This is a genomic window from Sorangium sp. So ce1335 (assembly GCF_051521615.1).
In the GTDB taxonomy this organism is placed as follows: Bacteria; Myxococcota_A; Polyangia; order Polyangiales; family Polyangiaceae; genus Sorangium.
In genome coordinates, this window is record NZ_CP150363.1 from 12,551,810 (window position 1) to 12,571,795 (window position 19,986).

14 protein-coding genes are annotated in these 19,986 nt (G+C 74.1%); 7 read left to right on the forward strand and 7 right to left on the reverse strand.

Annotated elements, in window-relative coordinates; all coding sequences use genetic code 11:
• Positions 1–2,406, forward strand: coding sequence for an FAD-dependent oxidoreductase (locus WMF24_RS46830; RefSeq protein ID WP_437733987.1), 2,406 nt, complete (start codon positions 1–3; stop codon positions 2,404–2,406).
• 136 nt (positions 2,407–2,542) lie between these two features.
• Here WMF24_RS46830 and WMF24_RS46835 read toward each other — a convergent pair whose 3' ends face one another.
• Positions 2,543–3,826 carry an adenylosuccinate synthase gene (locus WMF24_RS46835; RefSeq protein WP_437733988.1) on the reverse strand — a complete coding sequence of 428 codons (1,284 nt, stop codon included), beginning with the start codon at positions 3,824–3,826 and terminating at the stop codon, positions 2,543–2,545.
• A 110-nt stretch (positions 3,827–3,936) separates the two neighbouring features.
• Positions 3,937–5,301 carry an ATP phosphoribosyltransferase regulatory subunit gene (locus WMF24_RS46840; RefSeq protein ID WP_437733989.1) on the reverse strand — a complete coding sequence of 455 codons (1,365 nt, stop codon included), beginning with the start codon at positions 5,299–5,301 and terminating at the stop codon, positions 3,937–3,939.
• Between the two features lie 342 nt (positions 5,302–5,643).
• On the opposite strand from WMF24_RS46840, the gene WMF24_RS46845 reads away from it, so the two are divergent.
• Entirely contained in the window at positions 5,644–6,237 is a 594-nt protein-coding gene (locus tag WMF24_RS46845) for an RNA polymerase sigma factor (protein WP_436613954.1), read from the forward strand.
• Here WMF24_RS46845 and WMF24_RS46850 read toward each other — a convergent pair.
• A complete protein-coding gene (locus WMF24_RS46850; protein ID WP_437733990.1) occupies positions 6,234–6,953 on the reverse strand; it encodes an HAD family hydrolase in 720 nt (239 codons plus the stop codon). The genes WMF24_RS46845 and WMF24_RS46850 overlap by 4 nt on opposite strands.
• Positions 6,954–7,115: 162 nt before the next feature.
• Here WMF24_RS46850 and WMF24_RS46855 point away from each other — a divergent pair, with 162 nt between their 5' ends.
• Positions 7,116–8,168, forward strand: coding sequence for a hypothetical protein (locus WMF24_RS46855; protein WP_437733991.1), 1,053 nt, complete (start codon positions 7,116–7,118; stop codon positions 8,166–8,168).
• 148 nt (positions 8,169–8,316) lie between these two features.
• The gene (locus tag WMF24_RS46860) at positions 8,317–9,561 is read left to right on the forward strand and encodes a phosphatase domain-containing protein (protein WP_437733992.1); all 1,245 of its coding nucleotides are present in this window, start codon (positions 8,317–8,319) and stop codon (positions 9,559–9,561) included.
• 90 nt (positions 9,562–9,651) lie between these two features.
• Here WMF24_RS46860 and WMF24_RS46865 read toward each other — a convergent pair whose 3' ends face one another.
• The 3 genes from WMF24_RS46865 to WMF24_RS46875 all read right to left on the reverse strand — a co-directional run bounded on the left by WMF24_RS46865 (position 9,652) and on the right by WMF24_RS46875 (position 12,102).
• A complete protein-coding gene (locus tag WMF24_RS46865; protein ID WP_437733993.1) occupies positions 9,652–10,026 on the reverse strand; it encodes a hypothetical protein in 375 nt (124 codons plus the stop codon).
• Between the two features lie 73 nt (positions 10,027–10,099).
• Positions 10,100–11,272 (reverse strand): aminotransferase class V-fold PLP-dependent enzyme, encoded by a 1,173-nt coding sequence (locus WMF24_RS46870; protein ID WP_437733994.1) that lies wholly within the window; start codon positions 11,270–11,272, stop codon positions 10,100–10,102.
• Between the two features lie 74 nt (positions 11,273–11,346).
• A complete protein-coding gene (locus tag WMF24_RS46875; RefSeq protein ID WP_437733995.1) occupies positions 11,347–12,102 on the reverse strand; it encodes a helix-turn-helix domain-containing protein in 756 nt (251 codons plus the stop codon).
• A 43-nt stretch (positions 12,103–12,145) separates the two neighbouring features.
• Between WMF24_RS46875 and WMF24_RS46880 the strand changes: the two genes are divergently transcribed.
• Together WMF24_RS46880 and WMF24_RS46885 are read left to right on the forward strand one after the other, a co-directional pair.
• Complete coding sequence (locus WMF24_RS46880) at positions 12,146–13,330, forward strand: cytochrome P450 (protein ID WP_437733996.1); 1,185 nt, start codon at positions 12,146–12,148, stop codon at positions 13,328–13,330.
• Positions 13,331–13,621: 291 nt separating this feature from the next.
• Entirely contained in the window at positions 13,622–14,374 is a 753-nt protein-coding gene (locus WMF24_RS46885) for a hypothetical protein (protein WP_437733997.1), read from the forward strand.
• A gap of 61 nt (positions 14,375–14,435) precedes the next feature.
• On the opposite strand, the gene hisC is transcribed toward WMF24_RS46885, so the two are convergent.
• Positions 14,436–15,518, reverse strand: a complete 1,083-nt coding sequence (hisC, locus tag WMF24_RS46890) for a histidinol-phosphate transaminase (protein ID WP_437733998.1) — start codon at positions 15,516–15,518, stop codon at positions 14,436–14,438.
• Positions 15,519–15,732: 214 nt separating this feature from the next.
• Here hisC and WMF24_RS46895 point away from each other — a divergent pair, with 214 nt between their 5' ends.
• On the forward strand, positions 15,733–19,761 hold the full coding sequence (locus tag WMF24_RS46895) for a protein kinase domain-containing protein (RefSeq protein WP_437733999.1): 4,029 nt from the start codon (positions 15,733–15,735) through the stop codon (positions 19,759–19,761).
• The last annotated feature ends 225 nt before the right edge of the window (positions 19,762–19,986 follow it).

A 19,986-nucleotide genomic window follows, 5' to 3' on the forward strand; every position in this document is an offset into this window, starting at 1 on the left:
ATGGCGAAGAAGCGTGCAATCGTCATCGGGAGCGGGTTCGGCGGCGCGGTCGCCGCCTGCCGGCTGGCGCAGGCGGGGTTCGACGTCACGGTGCTCGAGCGCGGGCGGCGCTACGACGGGGCTCGCTCGGGCTTGCCCCGCACGGTGCTCGATCCATGGCTCTGGGACCCGTCGCGCGGGCTCTTCGATGTACGGCTCGTCTCCGAGATCCAGATCGTGCAGGCGGCCGGCTACGGCGGCGGCTCGCTGATCTATGCCAATGTGCACCTGCGCGCGCCGACCGAGGTGTTCGCGGAGGGATGGCCGGAGGGGTACAGCCGCGAGGCGCTCGACCCTTACTACGACCTCGTCGCCCACATGCTCGACATCAAGCCGATCACGTCGTCGCCGCAAGGCGTGCCCCTGAAGGCGCTCCGCATGCGCGACGCGGCCGAGGGGCTGGGCCGCGAGGACCAGTTCTTCTACCCGGCGATCGCCGTCAACTTCAGCGACGCGCCCGGCCTTCGGCCCAACAAGTTCGGCGTGCCTCAGGCGGGCTGCACCTACTGCGGCGAGTGCGTGATCGGCTGCGACGCGAAGGCGAAGAACTCGCTCGATCGCAACTACCTCGCCGTCGCCGAGCGCCACGGCGCCGTGATGCGGACCGAGTGCGAGGTCAAGCTGATCTGGTCGCTCGGCCCCGGCGAGGGCTATCGCGTCGACATCGTGGACTGGTCGCGCGGCGAGCGGCAATCGATCGAGGCGGATCACGTGTTCGTCTGCGCGGGGGCGGTCAACTCCACGGAGCTCCTCCTCCGGTCGCGCGCGGCCGGGGGGCTCCCGCGCGTGAGCGCCCAGCTCGGGATGGGCTATTCGGGCAACGGCGATCTCCTCGCCTTCGCGTTCGACGTGGCGGACGAGTGGGCGCCCGACAAGGGACCCACCATCACCTCCGCCGTCCTCTACGATGGCCGGAAGGACGACGACCGCGGCTGGTTCCTGCTCGAGGAGGGCGGCTATTCACAGCACCTCTGGTCGCTGGTCAAGCTGGCCACGCCGAAGCAGGTGTGGCTGACGGCGGCGCTCCCGGGCTCCTCGCCGCCGTTCACGAACGGGTGGAACCACGGCGCGGCCGCGTCGGCGCCCGCGCGCGTCACGAACGAAACGGACGAGGCCGCGCCGGCGGGGACGCGGGCCGAGCCCCCGCTGACGCCGGACATCCAGGACACCTACCGGCGCGAGGCGGTGAGATCGTTGCCGATCGCGCCGGACGGAGCGCACAGCAGGCCCATGACGCCCGCCGTGCCCGCGCGCATGGCGCGGTCGGCCGTGTTCCTCGCCATGGGGCGCGACATGGCGAACGGCCAGCTCGATCTGCTCTCGGACCAGACGCTGTGCGTGAAATGGAGCGTGTGCAATAACCTCCAGCTGTACAGCCTCGAGGAGCGCTTCATTCACGACTTCGTCGGCCAGCTCGGCGGCACGTACGGGCCGAGCCCGTTCTGGCGGTATGCGCGGCTCCCGGTGACGGTGCACAGCCTCGGGGGCTGCCGCATGGCGAAGAGCGAGGCCGAAGGGGTCACGAGCGACGTCGGCGAGGTCTTCAACTACCCCGGTCTGTTCGTGATGGATGGGGCCGTCCTGCCGAGCGCGACGGGGGTGAACCCGTCGCACACGATCGCCGCCGTGGCGGAGCGGAACATCGAGCGCATCGTCCGTCGCGTGACCGGGCAACCCGACTGGTCGCCGCCGGAGCGCAAGGACGTCCAGCCGTTCGTGGACGCGCTGTCGCAGGTCTCCATCCCGCCCGAGGGCACGGCGCCCCCGGTGAAGGCGGCGCTGGGCCTCGGGCTGCGCGAGCGCCTTGGCGGCTCCTGGGAGGCCGTGACCGGGCACCGCTCGGGCGCGGAATGCGACCTGGAGATCAGGATCCCGGACATCGCCGAGTTCGTCGCGGATCCGGCCCACGTCGGCGTCGTCACCGGGACCGTCGTCGTTGGCGGCCTCACGAAGGGAGCGGCCGACATCACGAACGGCGTGTGGAACCTGTTCGTCCCCCATGGCGACGGCCGGTCGCGGCAGATCCGGTACACGCTCCCGTTCCAGGGGGGCGACGGCCGTCCCTACACGCTCCACGGCGCGAAGGTGTTCACCCCGCGCCCCGGGGTCGGGCTATGGGACGAGAACACGACGCTCGAGTTCCAGATCCACGAAGGGTCGGATCCGCGGGGGTCCGTGAGGGGGCGAGGGGTGCTGCGGATGGGCCTGCACGAGGTCGTCCGGACGGCTGCGTCGGTCCACGACCTCGGCCGTACGAGCCCGTTCGAGAAGGTGCAGGCGCGGTTCGAGCTCCTCCAGCTCTACGTCGGCAACCTGGCGAAGGTCGCCCTGGGGCGCGCCCCCAGCGTCCCCCCGCCCGGAGCGTAGCCGCGCCTTTCCCGACCGGAGCGCGGCCGCGCGTCGCTCCGTGCCGGCCGCGCGTCGCTCCGTGCCGGCCGGGCTGCGCTCCAGCCCGGCGACGGCGCCCGGCCCGCGAGGTCATCGCGGGCGAGCGCCCGCCGCGTCACGCGAAGGCGTTGCGCCGGACGATCGTCGCGTCGCGATCCGCGCCGACCGAGACGACGTCCACCGGCACGCCGGTCTCCTTCTCGACGAGCTCCACGTACTGCCGCGCCGCCGCGGGCAGCTCGGTCATCGAGCGCGCGCTGTCGATCGATTCGCTCCACGCGGTCACCGGCTCGAGCACCGGCTTCGCCACCCCGAGCTCGTCGATCGGAAACTCCCGCGTCCGCCCGGACGGCGTCTCGTAGGCGACGCACACCTTGAGCTCCGGCATGCCCGTCAGCACGTCGAGCTTCGTGAGCGCGATGCCGTCGAGGCCGTTCACCCGGGCCGCGTAGCGAAGCGCCGGCAGGTCGAGCCAGCCGGTCCGCCGCGGCCGGCCGGTCACCGAGCCGTACTCCCCGCCGACCGACCGCAGCCGCTCGCCGAGCGGGCCGCCGAGCTCCGTCGGGAACGGGCCCTCGCCCACGCGCGTGCAGTACGCCTTGGCGAGGCCGAGCACCCGGCGGATGCGCGTCGGGCCGACCCCGGCCCCCACGCACGCGCCGCCCGCGATCGCCGACGACGACGTGACGAAGGGGAACGTGCCGTGGTCGATGTCGAGCAGCGTCCCCTGCGCGCCCTCCAGGAGCACGCGCTCGCCCCGGCGGAGCGCCCCGTCGATGAGCTGCGACGTGTCGGCGAGCAGCGGCGTGATCCGCTTCGCCAGGGGCGTGAGCTCGTCGAGGATCGCGTCGAGCGACGGCGGCTCGCCGCCGAGCGCGCGCAGCGTGGGCGTCCACGCCTCGATCGAGCGGGACACGAGCTGCGCGAGCCGCTTCATGTCGCGCAGATCGCCGAGCCGCGCCCCGCGCCGCGACGCCTTGTCCTCGTAGCACGGCCCGATGCCGCGCTTCGTCGTCCCGAGCCGCACCCCGTCCGCCGCGCTCGCCTCGCGCAGCGAGTCGACGAGCGGGTGGAACGGCAGGATCAGGTGCGCGCGATCCGAGACGAACAGCCGCCCCTGCGTCGAGCAGCCCCGCGCCTCGACCGCGTCGATCTCCGAGACGAGCACGCCCGGGTCGACCACCATGCCCTGCGCCATCACGCAGCGGGCGTTCGAGCGGAGGATGCCGCTCGGGATCAGCCGTACGATGAGCTTCTCCCCGCCCACCACCAGCGTGTGTCCGGCGTTGGGTCCGCCGGCGTAGCGCACCACGAGGTCGGCGCTCTCCGTGTAAAGGTCGACGACTTTCCCCTTGCCCTCGTCGCCCCACTGCGCGCCGACGATCACGATCGCGGTCATTCCGAAGCTCCTCCGAGTCACGTGGCCCGTGCTGTGCCCGCCCGTCACATCGAGCGGCTCTTCCGGGTTCACGTTCGCCTTTACCCCAGGCGCGCGTGACGAGCGAGCGTCTACTGCTCGCCCGGGGGGGTCGCCCTCGTCTTCAGCACGATCGCCTGGGCGACCGCGACGTCCTCGAGGGTGGCCGAGACGGCGGTCACCCCGGCCGGCCCGCAGCCGGGCGGCGCCTCGATGACGATCGCCCCGTCCCGCTCGCGCACCAGGTGGGAGAACCGCCAGGACAGCGCGTACCCCTCGGGATCCTGGTCCGGCGGGTGCGTCACGGCCGGGACGCCGAGCCCCCGCAGCGCCGCCGCGAGCCGCTCGGCCCGCTCGGGCGGCACCGAAAGGAGCACCCGCGGCGCCGGCTCGTCCGCCGCGCCCGCCGCGTCGCGCGCCCAGGCCAGGGCGTCGAGGTTCAGGCCGAAGCCGACGGCCGGCATCGGCAGCCCGAAGCGCGAGAGCAGCATGTCGTAGCGCCCGCCCGCAGCGATCGCCTCCCCGGGGCCCTCGGCGAGCACGTGAAAAATTGCACCCGTGTAGTAGGCGAGGCCGCGCAGCTCGCCGAGGTCGACGCGGAGCGCCGGGCCGAGCTCGGGGCTCGTCCTTGCCGCATCCCAGAGGGCGCGGAGCTCGGCGAGCGGCGCCTCGGCGGGCGTGCCGGAGAGCAGGCGGCCCGCCCGCTCGAAGACCGCGGCCCCGTCCGGGTCGCCCACGCCGCCGCCCGCGAGGTCCGGGAGCGCGGCGATGGCCTCGACGATGCGGCGCGGGACGTCGGTGGCGCGCGGGCTCGCGAGCACGGCGGCGAGGCGCGAGGCGTCCTTCAGCTCGAGCACCTCCGAGAGCTCGGCCGCGAGCCCGGCCGGGACCGCGTCGAGCAGCGAGCGCGCGATCATCGCGTGGCCGAGGTCCACGACGAACCGGTCGAGGCCGGCCTCGCGCACCGCGGAGGCGGCGAGGCGGAGGATCTCGAGCTCGCCGCCGAGCGTGCCGACGCCGTACAGCTCGACGCCGGCCTGCGGGATCTGCCGGTGGCGGCGCGCGCGGCCCTGGCGGCGGCGGAGGACGGTGCCCTCGTAGCAGAGGCGGATCGGGCGGGGCGCGTCGGCGAGCCGCGTGGCCACGAGCCGCGCGATCTGCGGGGTCATGTCGGGGCGGAGGGCCGCCACCTCGCCGGACTCGGGCTCGATGAAGCGCAGCACGTCGGCGGCGTCGAGGGTGCCGAGCCCGCGCTCGAGCACCTCGGCGAACTCGAAGGCCGGCAGCGCGACAGGCTCGTAGCCGTACAGGACGAAGTGGTCGAGCACGCGCTTGGCGAGCGCGCGGCGGCGCCGCGCCTCCTCGGGGAGGAGGTCGCGCATGCCGGCGGGCAGCGGGTGCGCGAGCGCGCGCGGCGGCGCCGCGGCGGCCGGCGCTGGGCGGTCCACCTCGGGCATCGGAACATGGCGGTCTCCCCCTCGGGAGGGGTCCCATCGCGGAGCGTCGCTGGACATGTTGGCCCCGCTTATACCGGCTGAGCACGCGGTGCGCACGCGGCGCGCACGTCCGTTGAGCTTGCCGTGGCAAGGCGTTTGCTGATCGGAGCGCACCACCGGGCCCGTGGGCCGGAAGCGCACGCGGCGCCCTCGACGGAGAGATGGCTCATGGCTCTGACCGCCGTTCCGACCGATGTTCCGAGCGCCAGCACGAGGCCCGAGACTCCTCTGGCGCCGTGCGGTCTCACCCCGCCCGCCGCGGTCGGGTCGCGCCCTGCGTCAGCTCGCCGTGGCGCCGCGAGCGTGGGCCCGCTCGCCGAGGTGATCTGCAGGGCCAAGGAGGGCGACAGGGAGTCGCTCGACGAGCTGACGCGGCTCATCCGCCCGCACGTGGAGCGGCAGCTCGCGCGCTACCCGGTGTCCGACGAGGATCGGCTCGACCTCGTGCAGTCGACGCTGCTGCAGGTGGTCCGGACGATCCGCTCGTTCCGGGGCGACTCGAGCTTCACGACGTGGCTGTTCCGGGTGACGGCGAACGAGGCGCTCATGCTGATGCGGTCGCAGCGCCGGCAGCGCGCCCGCATCGTCGAGGGGCTCGACTTCGAGGAGCTCGGCCTGCTCCCCACGATGCGCAGCACGATCGGCGAGGACGACGCCGCGTCGGCGGCGGAGCGGGAGGCGTACGTCCGCGAGGCGCTGTGCGAGCTGCCGGAGGACTACCGCGACGTGGTGCTGGCGCACTACCACGAGGACCTCGGCCTGCAGGAGATCGCGCAGAAGCTCGCCGTGAGCGAGAGCGCCGTGCGCTCGCGGCTGCACCGGGCGCGCGTGCGCCTGCGGGCGATCCTCAACGCGACGGCGTTCGGGCGCGAGATCGCGGAGGGCGTGGCGGCCTAGCGGCCGGCGGAGATCCGGACGGTCGCGTCGCGCCAGCGGCGGAGGACGTCCCAGAGGTCGCCCATGCTCTGGAGGAGCACGTCGGGCCGCGCGTCGAGGAGCTCCTGGTGCGCGCCGAAGCCGCCGAGGACGGCGATCGACCGCACGCCGGCGCGGCGCGCGCACTCGATGTCCTGGGGGCCGTCGCCGACCATCACCATCCGGCGCGGCGGGACGCCGAGGCGCTCGGCGAGGTGGAGCAGCGGCGCCGGCGAAGGCTTCTTCTCGGGGATGTCGCCGCCCGCCACGACGGCCTGGAAGCGCCCGCGGACGCCGAGCGCGGCGAGCACCGCGTCGGTCGTCGAGCGCGGCTTGTTCGTGCAGACGCACAGCGAGAGGTCGCCGAGGTCCCAGAGCCGCTCGATCATCTCCTGCGCGCCCGGCATCCACCGGGTGAAATCGAGCGGGTGCCGCTCGTAGTACGCGAGGAAGTGGCGGAGGAGCTCCTCGACGTCCTCTGACGACTTGGGCGACGATTCGGGCGACGCCTCGGGGAGCCCGGCGGCGCGCGCACACAGCGCGCGCGCGCCGTCGCCCACGTACCGGACGATCACCTGGCCGGGCAGCGGCGCGCGCCCCGTCGCCTCCAGCGCGTGGTTCACCGCCGCCACGATGTCGCCTCGGCTGTCGATCAGCGTGCCGTCGAGGTCGAACACGATCGCAGTGGGAGAGACCATCGCCCGGGAGCGTACGCCGGTGCCCTCGCTGACGGAAGGTGTGGCGAGCACCTAGCCCGCGCGTGGAGGGGTGAAAGGTGGGGGGGCGGCTCGAGCGCCTCTGTACAGAAGAGCTCGTATCGGTCTGGGCCGGTGCCGTGCCAGGAGTAGAATGCAGGCACGATGGACGGTGCGGGACGCCTGCTTGCGTGGTTCGCCGAGACCCTCGCGCGCCACCAGCCGGACGACGCCGTCTCGTTCACCGAAGCGCAGGCGCGCTTCACCTCGGTGTTGCAGGGCCTGATCGCGGTGGAGCGCGGCGGAGGGATGGTGTTCGGGATGGTCCTCGCCGGCGAGCACGTCAACGCGCTCGTGCGCGCGGCGCTCCCGGCGCTCGCGGAGGCGGCGCTGGCCTGGCGCGCGCACTTCGAGCGGCGCCACGGCGCGCGCGGCCGCCAGGAGGTCGCCCGCATCGCCGCCGATCTCCGCTACGCGCCGTTCCTCGACCGCGCTCCGCTCCGCGCCGACGCGGCCGTCGACGAGGCGCTCGCGCGGCTCATCGACGCTTGCCTCGGCCCGCCGCGCGCGGCGCCCGGCGCGGGCGAGCGGGGCACGCCGCCCGCGGACGACCGCATCGACGACGCGCTCCGCAGCGCCCTCGTGCGGGGAAGCTTCGCCTCCTCCGCGCCGCGCGCCGGCTGGTCCGTCGCGGTGAAGACCCCCTCTCCGGACCGAGCGCGCGAGGTGGCCGCGTTCGAGGCGCGGCGCGGGGCGCTTCACCCGCAGATCGAGGCGCTCTATGCCTCCGTCGACGGGCTGGCCCTCCTCGACCTGGGCTCTTCACCCGCCCGGGTGCCGTGGCCCGCGGTGCTCCCGCCGGCGGCGGTCGTCCTCGTGTCGCCGCTAGAGAAGGTGACCGTCCTCCGCAAATCGAGCTCGTCGAGCAGGATGGGAGCGATGGATCTCCTCACGCTCGTCCCGTTGCCGGGGCACATCGTGCACACGGAGTGCGATCACGGCGTCGAGGTCGAGCTCACCGTGGCCCTCTATCTAGCAGTTCGCGTGGGGACCGCGGAGATCTACATGACCGCCGGCGACTATACCTCTCCAGTTCACTTGCTCGCGCCCGATCTGGTGAGCTTCCTGCGCGCGCTGCGCAGCGCGGCGCCGCGGGTCGACGGCGTCCTCGCGGCCCTCGTCGAGGCGCTCGGCGGCCGGGGGTGGCGCGCCGGGTGAGCCCCGGCCGGGCTGCCACCGCCGCCTGTCGCGCTGTCGCTACCGCTCGCCGCGCCGTCACGGCCGCCCGCCGCTCCGCCATCGCCGCTCGCACCGCGGAGGACAGCCGGACAGGGCGCCAGCCGATCCGTTATGTTGCGGGGACGCCATGACGATCGACACGACCCCCGACGCGCCCATCCCGTCGGTGCTGCCGAAGCTCGACGAGATCCGGCAGCGCATGGCCGCCCACACCGACCGGCACGACGAGCGGCGGATCCTCGAGATCCTCGCGGGGGCGGCCGCCGTCGAGCTCGACGAGATGCTCCTCCAGATCGATCTGCGCGCGCTGCTCGGCGACGTCGACGATCGCCTCTTCGGCCCCGACAACCGCACGGCGCTGCTCGATCTGCTGACCGGAGATCGCCTCGGCGACCTGGGTATCCCGGCGCGCGCTGCGCTCGCCGCGGCGCTGCAGCGCGGCCGTACGGGGCGCGTCGAGGAGCAGGCGCTGCGCCGTATCTGGCTCGGTACGCGCGGCGCCGACCTCACGCGGCTCAAGAACGCGCTCGACGGCCGGGGCGGCTACCACGACCTTCACCAGCTCTTCTATCACGACATCGACGACGACGCCCTGCGCGAGGAGCTCCTCGAGCACATCGCGCGCGAGGCGGCGATGGTCTCGACGGGCGAGGTGAAGATCCTCTCCGACATCGACGACACCTTCTATGCGAACTGGAAGGACGCCCGGTACCCGGAGAAGACCGTCTATCCCGGCGTCCTGCAGTTCTACGCGGAGCTCGACCGCGGGCCGGGCCCGGAGCCCGGCCGTCCAGGCGACGTGACGTTCGTCACCGCCCGCCCCGGCGACCGCCTCGGCCTCGTCGAGAGCGCGACCCTCGAGGCGCTCGCCGCGCGCGGCCAGCTCACCGCGACCGTCCTCGCGGGCTCGTTCACGCGCCTCATCGGCAACCGCACCATCGCGGAGAAGAAGCTCGAGAACTTCCTCGAGTACCGGCGGCTGTACCCCGAGTACGGCTTCGTCTTCGTGGGTGACAGCGGGCAGGGCGACATCCACTTTGGCCAGCGCATGCTCGAGCTCGCGCCGGAGGCGGTCAAAGCCGTCTTCATCCACGACGTCGTCGCGACGCCCGAGGTCGCGCGGCGGGAGCTCGCGGTCGGCGGGGTGCGCCTGTTCGACACGTACATCGGCGCGGCGCGCGAGGCGCTCGAGCCCGCCCTCCTCGGCCCGGAGGGCGCGGCGCGCGTGGCCGAGGCGGCGCTCGCGGCGTTCACCGCGGTCCCGTTCCCGTCGCACGAGGACCGCGAGCCGCGCCGCCTCGAGATGGTGCGCGACCTCGCGCGGCTGAACGAGGCCTTGCCGGCGCCCCTGCGGGTCGAGACAGCCGTGTGAGCAGCGCCCGGTGATCTCGAGAGTCTCGGGAAGAGAGCGCCTGAAGGCGGCAAGCTCAGAACGAGGAGCTCGTCGCCCTCGCCGGGATGATCAGGGGCTGTAGAGATCGGTGCACGCTTCCAGCGCCCGGATCTCGTCCACGCACGAGTAGGGCGGCTCGAAGCCACACTGGGCCCCCGCGAAGGGTGTGTAGCACGCGAAGGCCGCGCCAAACTCGTCCTCACACGCGGGGCCAGCGCGCTGGATCTGCTCTTCGCAGAAGCCGTCGGCGCAACCCGCCCCGGGAGCGCAGTTGCTCGCCTCCAGCTCGTGACAGTAATCCAGGCACGCCTGCAAGGCGTCCGGGCTGCCCGCGTCGTCCGAGCCGCCAGGCCCGTCGTTCACATCGACAGGGCCGCACGCGGCGAGCAGGCCCATCGCACCAAGGAACACCGTTTTACCAAGCACGTTCAAGGATCTTTGCATCGTCCGATGATAGCTCGGTCCACCCTCGCCCAGAACGGCGAGCACGAAGCGGACGCAGCGCCGGTCCTCGCCCTCAGGCCGCCGCGAGCGCGGCGACGAAGCGGTCGATCTCGGATTCGTCATTGTAGTAGTGCACCGACGCGCGCACGAGATCGGGAATCCCGCGAGCCTCGAAGTCGAGGAGCGTCCCCGCCGCGGTCGAGACGCTGACGTGGATCGCCCGCGCGCCGAGCCGCGCCTTGATGGCCGCGGCGTCCTCGCCCGCCTTCGTGAAGGTCACGATGCCGCAGCGCTGCTCGCCGAGGTCGCGCACCGCGACGCCCGGGAGCTCGGCGAGCCGCGCGCGCAGCCGCTCGGCCAGGGCGCAGACCCTGTCGCGGATCGCCGGCAGGCCCAGCCGGAGCGCGTAGTCCACGGCCGCGCCGAGGCCGAGCCGGCCGGCGACGTGGCTCTCCCAGCTCTCGAAGCGCCGGGCGTCGGGCCGCAGCTCGTACCGGTCCGGCGCCGTCCAGCGGGCGGCGTGGAGATCGAGGAACGGCGGCTCGAGCCGACCGAGCAACGCGCGCCGGACATAGAGGAAGCCGGTGCCGCGCGGCCCGCGCAGGTACTTGCGCCCCGTCGCCGACAGCATGTCGCAGCCGATCGCCTCGACGTCGATCGGCAACTGCCCCACCGACTGGCACGCATCGAGCAGGAACGGCACGCCCGCGGACCTGGCCCGACGGCCGATCTCCTCTGCTGGGTTGATCAGCCCGCCGCTCGTGGGGATGTGCGTGATCGCGATCAGCTTGGCCCGCTCGTCGAGCAGGCGATCGAGCTCGGGCAGCGAGACTGCGCCGCTCTCGTCGCTCGGGATGGGGACGATCTCGGCGCCGGTGCGTCGCGCCACCTGCAGGAACGCGATGTAGTTCGAGGCGTACTCGGCCCGCGCGGTCAGGATGCGATCCCCCGGGCCGAAGCGCAGGGCGTAGAAGGCCATGTCCCAGGCGCGCGTGGCGCTCTCGACGAGGGCGATCTCGTCAGGCCCCGCGCCGATGAGCCGCGCGATCGAGCCGTAGACCGCCTCGAGCCGCGCGCCCGCCTCCGCCTCCGCCTCGTAGCCGCCGATGGCCGCCTCGCGGCGCAGGTGATCGACCACCGTGTCGACAACGACGGTCGGGGGCAACGAGGCCCCCGCGTTGTTGAAGTGCACGACGTCGGCGCAGGCCGGGGTGTCGCGGCGCAGCGCGGCGATGTCCATCGTCATGATGCCTTCTTCCTCGCGAGACAGAGCGGCCGCCGGCGTCGGCCGCTCGGGCGCAGCGGCGGCGCCGGAAGACTCTATGCCACGAGAAGCCCGCCGCGCAGCTCGGTCGGAGAGTAACCGAGCATGCGGCGGCAGGTCCGAGAGAAGTGCGCCAGGTCGGCGAACCCGGCGGCGTGGGCGGCGCCGGTGGCGTCGAGGCGCGAGAACGCGACGAGCGCGACAAGGAGCCGGCGCCAGAGCTTGTAGGTGCGGATCGGCAACCCCACGTCGCGCACGAACAGCGCCTGCAGGTGCGCCTCGGAGATCCCGGCGCGCGCGGTCGCGAGGCGCCGGGCCGCGGCCGGGTCGCGCAGCGCCTCGAGGACGCGGGCCACGCGCGCGTCCGGGGCGCGGCGCGGCGACGCCCTCGCGAGCCAGCCCGCGAGCTCGCGCGCGAGGCCGTCGAGGACCTCGGGCCGCGACAGGGACGCGCCGTGCGCCGCCGCCGCGCCCTCGAAGCGCGAGGCGAGGGCGCCGTCGAGCGGGCAAGGTCCGCCGCGGAGGCGCGTGTAGCCGGCGACGTGCGGCATCTCCTCGGGGTCGTACAGCAGCCCGAGCGTGGGGCCGGGGCAGGAGGCGGCGTGCCACACGTCGGGGGGCACCGCGACCATGCGCCCGCGCACCACCGCGCCGCCAGGCCCGGGCAAGGACACGGTGACCTCGCTGTCGAGCCCGACCAGGATCGCCGCGCCGTGCTCGGCGTGGAGCGTCGACCTCATCGCGGTCGAGGCGCGCACCGCGAACGCCTCCGCGATCACGGCGCCGATCCGGGATTCGTTCAAGCGGCCCACCGAGCCGGAATCCTACCCTGGCCCGCGACGGAGGTCGCAAGCGATGAACCTGTTCTCCGAGGACATGCGCCGAAACCCGTACCCGCTGTACGACCAGATCCGGAGCAGCTCTCCGGTGCTCCATTATCCACCCTCCGACCTTTGGATGATCTTCGATCACGACGGGGTGAGGCGGGCCCTTCACGATCACGAGGCGTTCAGCTCCGTGGTGTCGCCGCCGGGCAACCGGACCTCCGAGTGGCTCATCTTCTCGGATCCGCCGCGGCACACGAAGCTGCGCGCCCTCATCTCGCGCGCCTTCACCCCGCGGGCCGTCGCGGAGCTCGAGCCGCGCATCCGCGCGCTGTCGCGGGAGCTCCTCGACCGGACGATCGAGCGTGGCGAGATGGACCTCGTCGAGGACTACGCCGTCCCGCTGCCCCTGCTCGTGATCGCCGAGATGCTCGGCGCCCCGGTCGAGGACCAGCCGCGGTTCAAGCGCTGGAGCGACGTGATCCTGGACCTCAGCTACACGGTCTCGGGCAGCGAGGAGGCGGCCCGGGCGATCGCCGCGTTCACCGAGGTGACCGCCGAGATGCAGGCGACCCTGCGAGGCCTGATCGCCGCGCGGCGGGCGTCGCCGCGGGACGATCTCCTGACCCGGCTCGTCGGGGCCGAGGTGGACGGAGAGCGGCTGAACGAGGACGAGATCCTCGGATTCTTCCAGCTCCTCCTCGTCGCCGGCCACGAGACGACGACGAACCTGATCAGCAACGCGATCCTGTGCTTCCTCGAGCACCCGACCGAGCTCGGCCGCCTCCGGGCCGAGCCCCACCTCCTGCCCTCGGCGATCGAGGAGGTCCTGCGCTACCGCGCGCCGGTCCAGGCGATGTTCCGCGTGACCCGGCGCGACGTCCCGATGCACGGCCAGGTGATCCCGGCCGGCAAGCCGGTGCTGGCGATGATCGGCTCCGCGAACCGGGATCCCGGGCAGTTCAGCGAGCCTGAGCGCTTCGACATCGCGCGCGACCCGAACCCGCACATCGCCTTCGGGCACGGCATCCACTTCTGCATCGGGGCGCCGCTCGCGCGCCTCGAGGCAAGGGTCGCGCTGTCGGACCTCCTCGCGCGGCTCACGGGCCTCTCGCGCGCGAGCGACGCGCCGTGGGAGCCGCGCCGGGCCATCCACGTCCACGGGCCGACCCGCCTTCCGATCCGCTTCGCGCCGTCGCCGCGCCTCGGGGCGTGAGGCCCTGGGCGCCGCGCGCCGCCGCTCCCCGGGATCCGCTGAGGCCTGCCGGTCTGATGCCTGCGGGCCTCACCCCGCCTCACCCTGTCCCCACTGCAGCCTCGCCGCCGGCGCGCGCCGCGGCGCGCCCGCGGGATGGCGGCGCCCCGCTGCGGGTCGTCGCCTGTCGCACCGCTGGCACCTCCATTGCTGACCAAGCAGCGCCGGCGACGCCGGCAACGCCGGTAAGGCCCGGCGGACCGCCGTCCCGCGGCCGGGGTGCCGGCAAGAGCGGCAGGCATGGAGGAGTCCATGAACGAGCAGACCTCGGTCGAGGTCCGTGTTCCACGCGAGATGACCCCGGAGGAGCGGCAGCTCCTCGACGACGATCTCTGCGCGCTGCGCCGCGCGATCTTCGAGCGATCGCGGCGGGAGAGGAGCTTCGCCGCCCACGTCGTCCACGCCGCCGCGGAGCACGGCGCCCTCGTGCTCCAGCGGAGCCCCGGCGGCCGGCTCGTCGGCTACTTCGCGATGCAGATCGTCGAGCGGGAGGTCGCCGGCGCGACGATCGCGATCGTGCGCAGCGAGTCCGGGGCGCTCGGCGAGCGCCCGGCGAGCAGCGATGCCGTCCTGCGCGCCGCCCTGGAGCGCCTCCTCCGCTACATGCTCTCTCGCCCCGGCCGACCCGTGTTCTTCCTGTGCTCGCTCGCGCACCCGTCGAGCTACGCCCTGCTCTCGCGCTTCGTCGACATCACCGACACGAGCCCGGCCGAGAGCCGGCTCGCGGGCGCGGACGAGCGGATGTCCCGGCTCGCCTCCTCGTTCGGCCTCGATCCGAGCGAGCACGGCGGCCTTCTCGCGTTCGAGGTCGCGCGGCGGGGGAGCGAGCCCCAGGGGAGCTGCGACTTCCTCCACCTCTACGAGAACCCCGCGGTCCGGTGCTTCGTCTCGGCGCACGCCGGGCCCGCGGAGGGGTACGGGCTCATCGCGCTCGTGCCGCTGAGCCTCGGCGGCATGATGCGCGCGGCGGCGCGCACCGCGGGGCCGGAGGCGAGGCGCCCTTAGCCCTGCGCGTCAGAAACCCCGTCAGGGATCCCTGACGCGCGGAACCAGGGCGGCCGCCGCGTCACTTCAGCACGGCCGACAGGCTCTCGAGGAAGCGCTGGTTCCCGCGCTCGGTGCCGACGGTCACGCGCAGGCTCGTCGGCAGGTTGCCGAACGGCCGCACGATGACGCCCTTGCGGAGCAGGGCGTCGTAGACGGCGCGCGCCGGCCGCTTCACGTCCACCAGCACGAAGTTCGCCTGGCTCGGGGCCACCGACAGCCCGAGCGCGGTGAGCGCGCGCGTGAGCCGATCGCGCTCGCGGAGGTTCAGCGTGCGGCTCTTCTCGACGTGCTCGGCGTCATCCAGCGCCGCGAGGGCGGCCGCCTGGCCGATCGCGCTCACGTTGAACGGCGCGCGCACCCGGTTCATGTAGTCGATGAGCTGGGCCGGGCCGACGGCGTAGCCGACGCGGAGGCCCGCGAGCCCGTAGATCTTCGAGAAGGTGCGCACGACGAGGAGCCGCTCGCGCAGGCCGCGGAGGCGCATCGAGTCCGGGTAGTCCGGCGCGTCCGTGTACTCGAGGTACGCCTCGTCCATCACGACGATGACCTCGGGCGGCACCTCCCGGAGCAGGCGCTCGACCGCGGCGCGGCCGACGTGCGTGCCGGTCGGGTTGTTCGGGTTCGCGACGAACAGAAGGCGCGTCTTCGGCGTGACCGCCGCGGCCATCGCCTCGAGGTCGTGCCGCAGGTCGCGCAGCGGCACGGCTGTGTACGGGACACCGTACGCCAGCGCGGAGATCTTGTAGACGATGAACGCCGGATCCGCGAACACCATGTGCGATCCGGGCGTCGCGAAGGTGTGGACCATGAGGTCGAGCAGCTCGTTCGAGCCGTTGCCCAGGACGATCTCGTCCATCGAGACGCCGTGGACGGCCGCGAGCCGCTCGCGGAGCCGGTACGCGGCCCCGTCGGGGTAGAGGTTCATGCTGTCGAGCGCCCGGCGCGCCGCCTCGACGGCGCGCGGGCTCGGCCCGAGCGGGTTCTCGTTCGACGCGAGCTTCACGGCGTCGGTCACGCCGAGCTCGCGCGCGAGCTCATCGAGCGGTTTCCCGCCCTCGTACGGCACCAGGTTCTCGACGGTGGGCAAAACAAGCGCAGACATGGGGGCGCATCCTATCACCTGGCTCGTTGCCCTGCCTACACCGGGACACATGCCGCCTCGTCCCGGGCGTCGCCGCGCTGGCGCGCCCCTCCGCCGCTCGCTGCGCAGATCCTCCAGGGCGCCGGGCGCGGCCGGCGCGGTCGGCCCCCGTGCGCGCGGCGGGCGCCGGGATCTGGCCTCTCCGTCCGCGCTCCGTGTGATACTCGCCGTCCCGATGAAACCCGGGGACATCGTCGCCGACCGCTTCCTGATCGAGCGCCTCGCCGGGTCGGGCGGGATGGGCTCCGTCTACCGCGCGCTCGACCGGCACACCGGCGAGACGGCCGCGCTCAAGGTCATGTCCGGCCGCGGCCTCGAGCACGGCGAGCGCTTCGCCCGCGAGGCGCAGGTGCTCGCCGAGCTCAGGCACCCGGGCATCGTCCGGTACATCGCGCAGGGGGCGACCGAGAGCGGCGAGCCGTGGCTCGCCCTGGAGTGGCTCGAGGGCGAGAGCCTCGCCGACCGGCTGCGACGGCGCGGGCTCACCGTCAGCGAGAGCGTCGTGCTCGGGCTGCGCGTCGCCGAGGCGCTCGCCGAGGCGCACCGCAACAACATCGTCCACCGCGACCTCAAGCCGAGCAACCTGTACCTCGTCGACAAGGCGGTCGAGCAGGTCAAGCTGCTCGACTTCGGCATCGCGCGGCTCACGTCGCTCGCGCCCCTCACGATGACCGGCGTCGTCATGGGCACGCCGTTCTACATGGCCCCCGAGCAGGCGCGCGGCGAGCGCGCCGTGGGGCCCCAGGCCGACGTGTTCGCGCTCGGCTGCGTGCTGTTCCACTGCCTCACCGGGCGCCCGCCGTTCGTCGGCGACGACATCCACACCGCGCTCCTCCGCGTGGTGCTCGACGAGGCGCCGCGCCTCCGCGACCTGCGCGCCGACGTCCCGGAGACCGTCGACGCCGTCGTGGCGCGCATGCTCGCGAAGGACCCGGCGAGCCGGCCGGCGAGCGGCGCCGCCGTGGCGCTCGAGCTGCTCCGGGTGGGCGAGATCAAGAGCACCCCGCCGGCGCCCGTGAGCCGGCGCCAGAGCGCGCTCACGACCGGCGAGCGCCGGACGCTCTGCCTGATGCTCGCGCGGATGGGCCCGCAGGAGGCGGCCTGGCAAGGGCCGACCATGCCGATGACCCTCCCGATGACGATGCCGCTCGCGCGCGTCGTCCCGGAGGACGAGGTGAAGCGCGTGGCCGCGCGCTTCGGCGGGGCGCTGCAGACGCTGGCGGACGGGCTGCTGCTCATCACGCTCGAGGGGCGCGGCCTCATCACCGACCAGGCGGCGCGCGCCGCGCGGTGCGCCATCGAGGTGCGCGACCTCCTGCCCGGCGTCCAGATGGCGCTCGTCGCCGGCCGCGCCGCCGCGGACGACAGGCTCCCGGTGGGGCCGACCATCGACCGCGCCGTGAAGCTGCTCGACCGCGCCGAGGGCGGGGTCATCCGGCTCGACGAGGTGATGGCCGGCCTGCTCGACGCGCGCTTCGACGTCGGCGGCGACGCGACGGGGCTCGTGCTGCGGGCCGAGCGCGACCTCGTCGAGGCGGCGCGGACGCTGCTCGGGCGCGCGACGCCGTTCGTGGGGCGCGACCACGAGCTCGCCATCCTCGACGCCGTGCTCGACGAGTGCCTCTCCGAGCCGACCGCGCGCGCCGTGCTGATCACGGCGCCGGCGGGGCTCGGCAAGAGCCGGCTTCGCTACGAGTTCCTGCGCCGGGTCGAGGAGCGCAACGAGCGGGTGCAGGTCTGGCTCGGCCACGCCGACCCGATGAGCGCCGGCTCGCCCTTCGGGATGCTGCGCCAGCTCTTGCGCCGCGAGGCCGGGCTCTCCGGCGGCGAGCCGCAGGAGGTGCGGGAGCAGCGCCTGCGCGCGCGGGTAGGCCGCTACCTGAGCGACGCCGACGTCGCGCGCGTGACGGAGTTCCTCGGCGAGGTGGCGCGCATCCGCTTCTCCGACGAGGGCCGCGTGGAGCTGCGCGCCGCGCGGAGCGACCCGATGCTCATGGGCGACCAGATCCGGCGCGCCTGGGAGGACTTCGTGCTCGCCGAGTGCCGCGGCGAGCCGGTGCTCCTCGTGCTCGAGGACCTCCAGTGGGGCGACGTGCCCACCGTGAAGCTCATCGACGCGGCGCTCGCGCACAGGGACCAGCCGCTCATGGTGCTCGCGCTGGCCCGGCCCGAGGTCGAGAGCGTGTTCCCGAAGGTGTGGGTCTCGCGCGGCGTGCAGGAGATCCGGCTGCGCGAGATCGGGCGGCGCGGCAGCGAGCGGCTCGTGCGCGAGGTGCTCGGCGACGCGGTGACGCCCGACGTGTGCGCGCGGCTGTGCGAGCGCGCCGGGGGCAACGCGTTCTACCTGGAAGAGCTCATCCGCGCGGCCGCCTCGGGGCGGACGGAGGCGCTGCCCGAGACGGTGCTGTCGATGGTGCAGGCGCGGCTGGAGGCGCTCGACGCCGAGGCGCGGCGGGTGCTCCGGGCGGCGAGCGTCTTCGGCCAGAAGTTCTGGCGCGGCGGGCTGATGGCGCTGCTCGGCGGCGAGCGGCGGGCCCCGCAGGTGGACGGGTGGCTCGCGGTGCTGGTCGACCGCGAGCTCATCGCGCGGCGGGGGGAGGGGAAGTTCCGGGGCGAGGAGGAGTACGCGTTCCGGCACGCGCTCGTGCGCGAGGCGGCGTACGCGACGCTGACCGACGAGGACCGCGCGCTCGGCCACCTGCTCGCCGGCGAGTGGCTCGAGGCGGCCGGCGAGCGCGACGCGGCGCTGCTGGCCGAGCACTTCGAGCGCGGCGGCGACGCCGAGCGGGCGGTCGTCTGGTTCCGGCGCGCGGCGGAGCAGGCGCTCGGGGCGAACGACTTCCGCGCCGCGATCCAGCGGGCGGAGCGGGGCGCGGCGAGCGCCGACGCGGACGGGGAGCTCTTCGCGGCGCTGCGCCTCGTGCAGGCCGAGGCGCACAAGTGGCTCGGCGAGGCGGCCGAGGCCGAGCGGTGCGCCGTCCTGGCGATGCGCGGCTTCCCGCGGAAGAGCGCGCTCTGGTACGCGGCGGCGGCGGAGGCGGCGTCGATGCGCGTGCGCCTCGGCATGGGCGACCGGCTCGCCGACCTCGTCGAGGATCTCCGCGGCGGCCCTGCGGGCCATGGCGGCGCCGCGGGCCACGGCGGCGCCGCGGCACACGGCGGCGCTGCGGCCCACGGCGGCGCTGCGGCCCACGGCGGCGGCCCGGCGAGCCGCGGCGGCGGCCCGCCGAGCTACGTGGAGGAGCCGACCGGCGCCTCGGTGAGCGCGCTGGCGCGCATCGCCGGGGCGCTGCTGCACGGGGGCCAGTACGCCGCGGCGGAGGACATCGTGCAGGAGCTCGCGCGGGTGGCGATGCCGCTCGCGGAGCGCGACGCGGCGGTGGCGGCGCGCATCCACGCGCTCCGCGCGTCGCGGGCGCTCTGCTACGGCGACCCGGCGGCGTCGCTGGAGTGCACGGAGCAGAGCATCCCCGCGTACCTCCAGACGGGCGATCTGAGGAACGCGTGCCTGAGCCGCGTGAACGCGGCGCACTGCCTCGTGCAGCTCGGGGTGTACCAGCGCGCCGAGGCGGAGCTGCGCGACGCGCTCGCCGAGGCGGAGCGGATGGGGCTGCACAACGTCGCGGCGTTCGCGAAGCAGAACCTGGGGCTGCTCTGGACGCAGCAGGGCGACCTGGCGACGGCGCGCACGGTGACGGCCGAGGCGGTGGAGGCGTTCACGGCGCAGGCGAACCGGCGGCAGGAGGCGCGGTCGCGGGCGTACCTCGCCGCGATCCTGACCCGGCTCGGCAACCTCGGCGCGGCGGACAACGAGGCGGGCGCGGCGGTGGCGATGCTGGCGCACGTGCCGACGCTCCAGGCGCTCGCGCTCGCGGTGCGCGCGCGGGTGCTGCTCGAGCAGGGGCGCGCGCACGAGGCGCTGGAGACGGCCCGGCGCGGGCTCGGGCTGCTCGTGTCGGTCGGCGGGACGGAGGAGGGCGAGGCGCAGATCCGGCTCGTGTACGCGGAGTCGCTCCGGGCCGCCGGGCACCACGAGGCGGCGCGCGAGGCGATCGCCGTGGCGATGCAGCGGCTCGTGACGCGAGCCCAGTGGATCCACGATCCGACGCGGCGGCAGAGCTTCTGCCAGGCCGTGCCGGAGAACGCCAAGACGTTCGCGCTGGCGGCGCTCTGGCAGCAGGAGACGGAGCCCACCCTGGGCTGAGGTGCCGCGCTGTGCCCCGGCGGGTCGTTGCCGCGTCCGCCGGAGGACCTTCGGTGAGGGCGAGAAGCCAGGAAACTCGTCGCTCTTTTCTGCCGAGCGCACGGATTCGTCTCGAGCGACCCTCGCGCCTCGCGATGCGCCTGGACGGAACTCGCCCGGACCGGGCCGCTTCGCGGGCGCGGCGGCGCTGGATGACGTGCCGCGCGCAGCGGGCGTGTCGCCTTT

Coding starts and splice junctions, on each gene's coding strand:
- WMF24_RS46870 (WP_437733994.1), bottom strand. CDS start 11,272: ATGACGATGGACATCGCCGCGCTGCGCCGCGACACCCCGGCCTGCGCC.
- WMF24_RS46855 (WP_437733991.1), top strand. CDS start 7,116: ATGGACGGTGCGGGACGCCTGCTTGCGTGGTTCGCCGAGACCCTCGCG.
- WMF24_RS46880 (WP_437733996.1), top strand. CDS start 12,146: ATGAACCTGTTCTCCGAGGACATGCGCCGAAACCCGTACCCGCTGTAC.
- WMF24_RS46865 (WP_437733993.1), bottom strand. CDS start 10,026: ATGCAAAGATCCTTGAACGTGCTTGGTAAAACGGTGTTCCTTGGTGCG.
- WMF24_RS46850 (WP_437733990.1), bottom strand. CDS start 6,953: ATGGTCTCTCCCACTGCGATCGTGTTCGACCTCGACGGCACGCTGATC.
- WMF24_RS46860 (WP_437733992.1), top strand. CDS start 8,317: ATGACGATCGACACGACCCCCGACGCGCCCATCCCGTCGGTGCTGCCG.
- WMF24_RS46895 (WP_437733999.1), top strand. CDS start 15,733: ATGAAACCCGGGGACATCGTCGCCGACCGCTTCCTGATCGAGCGCCTC.
- hisC (WP_437733998.1), bottom strand. CDS start 15,518: ATGTCTGCGCTTGTTTTGCCCACCGTCGAGAACCTGGTGCCGTACGAG.
- WMF24_RS46840 (WP_437733989.1), bottom strand. CDS start 5,301: ATGCCCGAGGTGGACCGCCCAGCGCCGGCCGCCGCGGCGCCGCCGCGC.
- WMF24_RS46885 (WP_437733997.1), top strand. CDS start 13,622: ATGAACGAGCAGACCTCGGTCGAGGTCCGTGTTCCACGCGAGATGACC.
- WMF24_RS46835 (WP_437733988.1), bottom strand. CDS start 3,826: ATGACCGCGATCGTGATCGTCGGCGCGCAGTGGGGCGACGAGGGCAAG.
- WMF24_RS46830 (WP_437733987.1), top strand. CDS start 1: ATGGCGAAGAAGCGTGCAATCGTCATCGGGAGCGGGTTCGGCGGCGCG.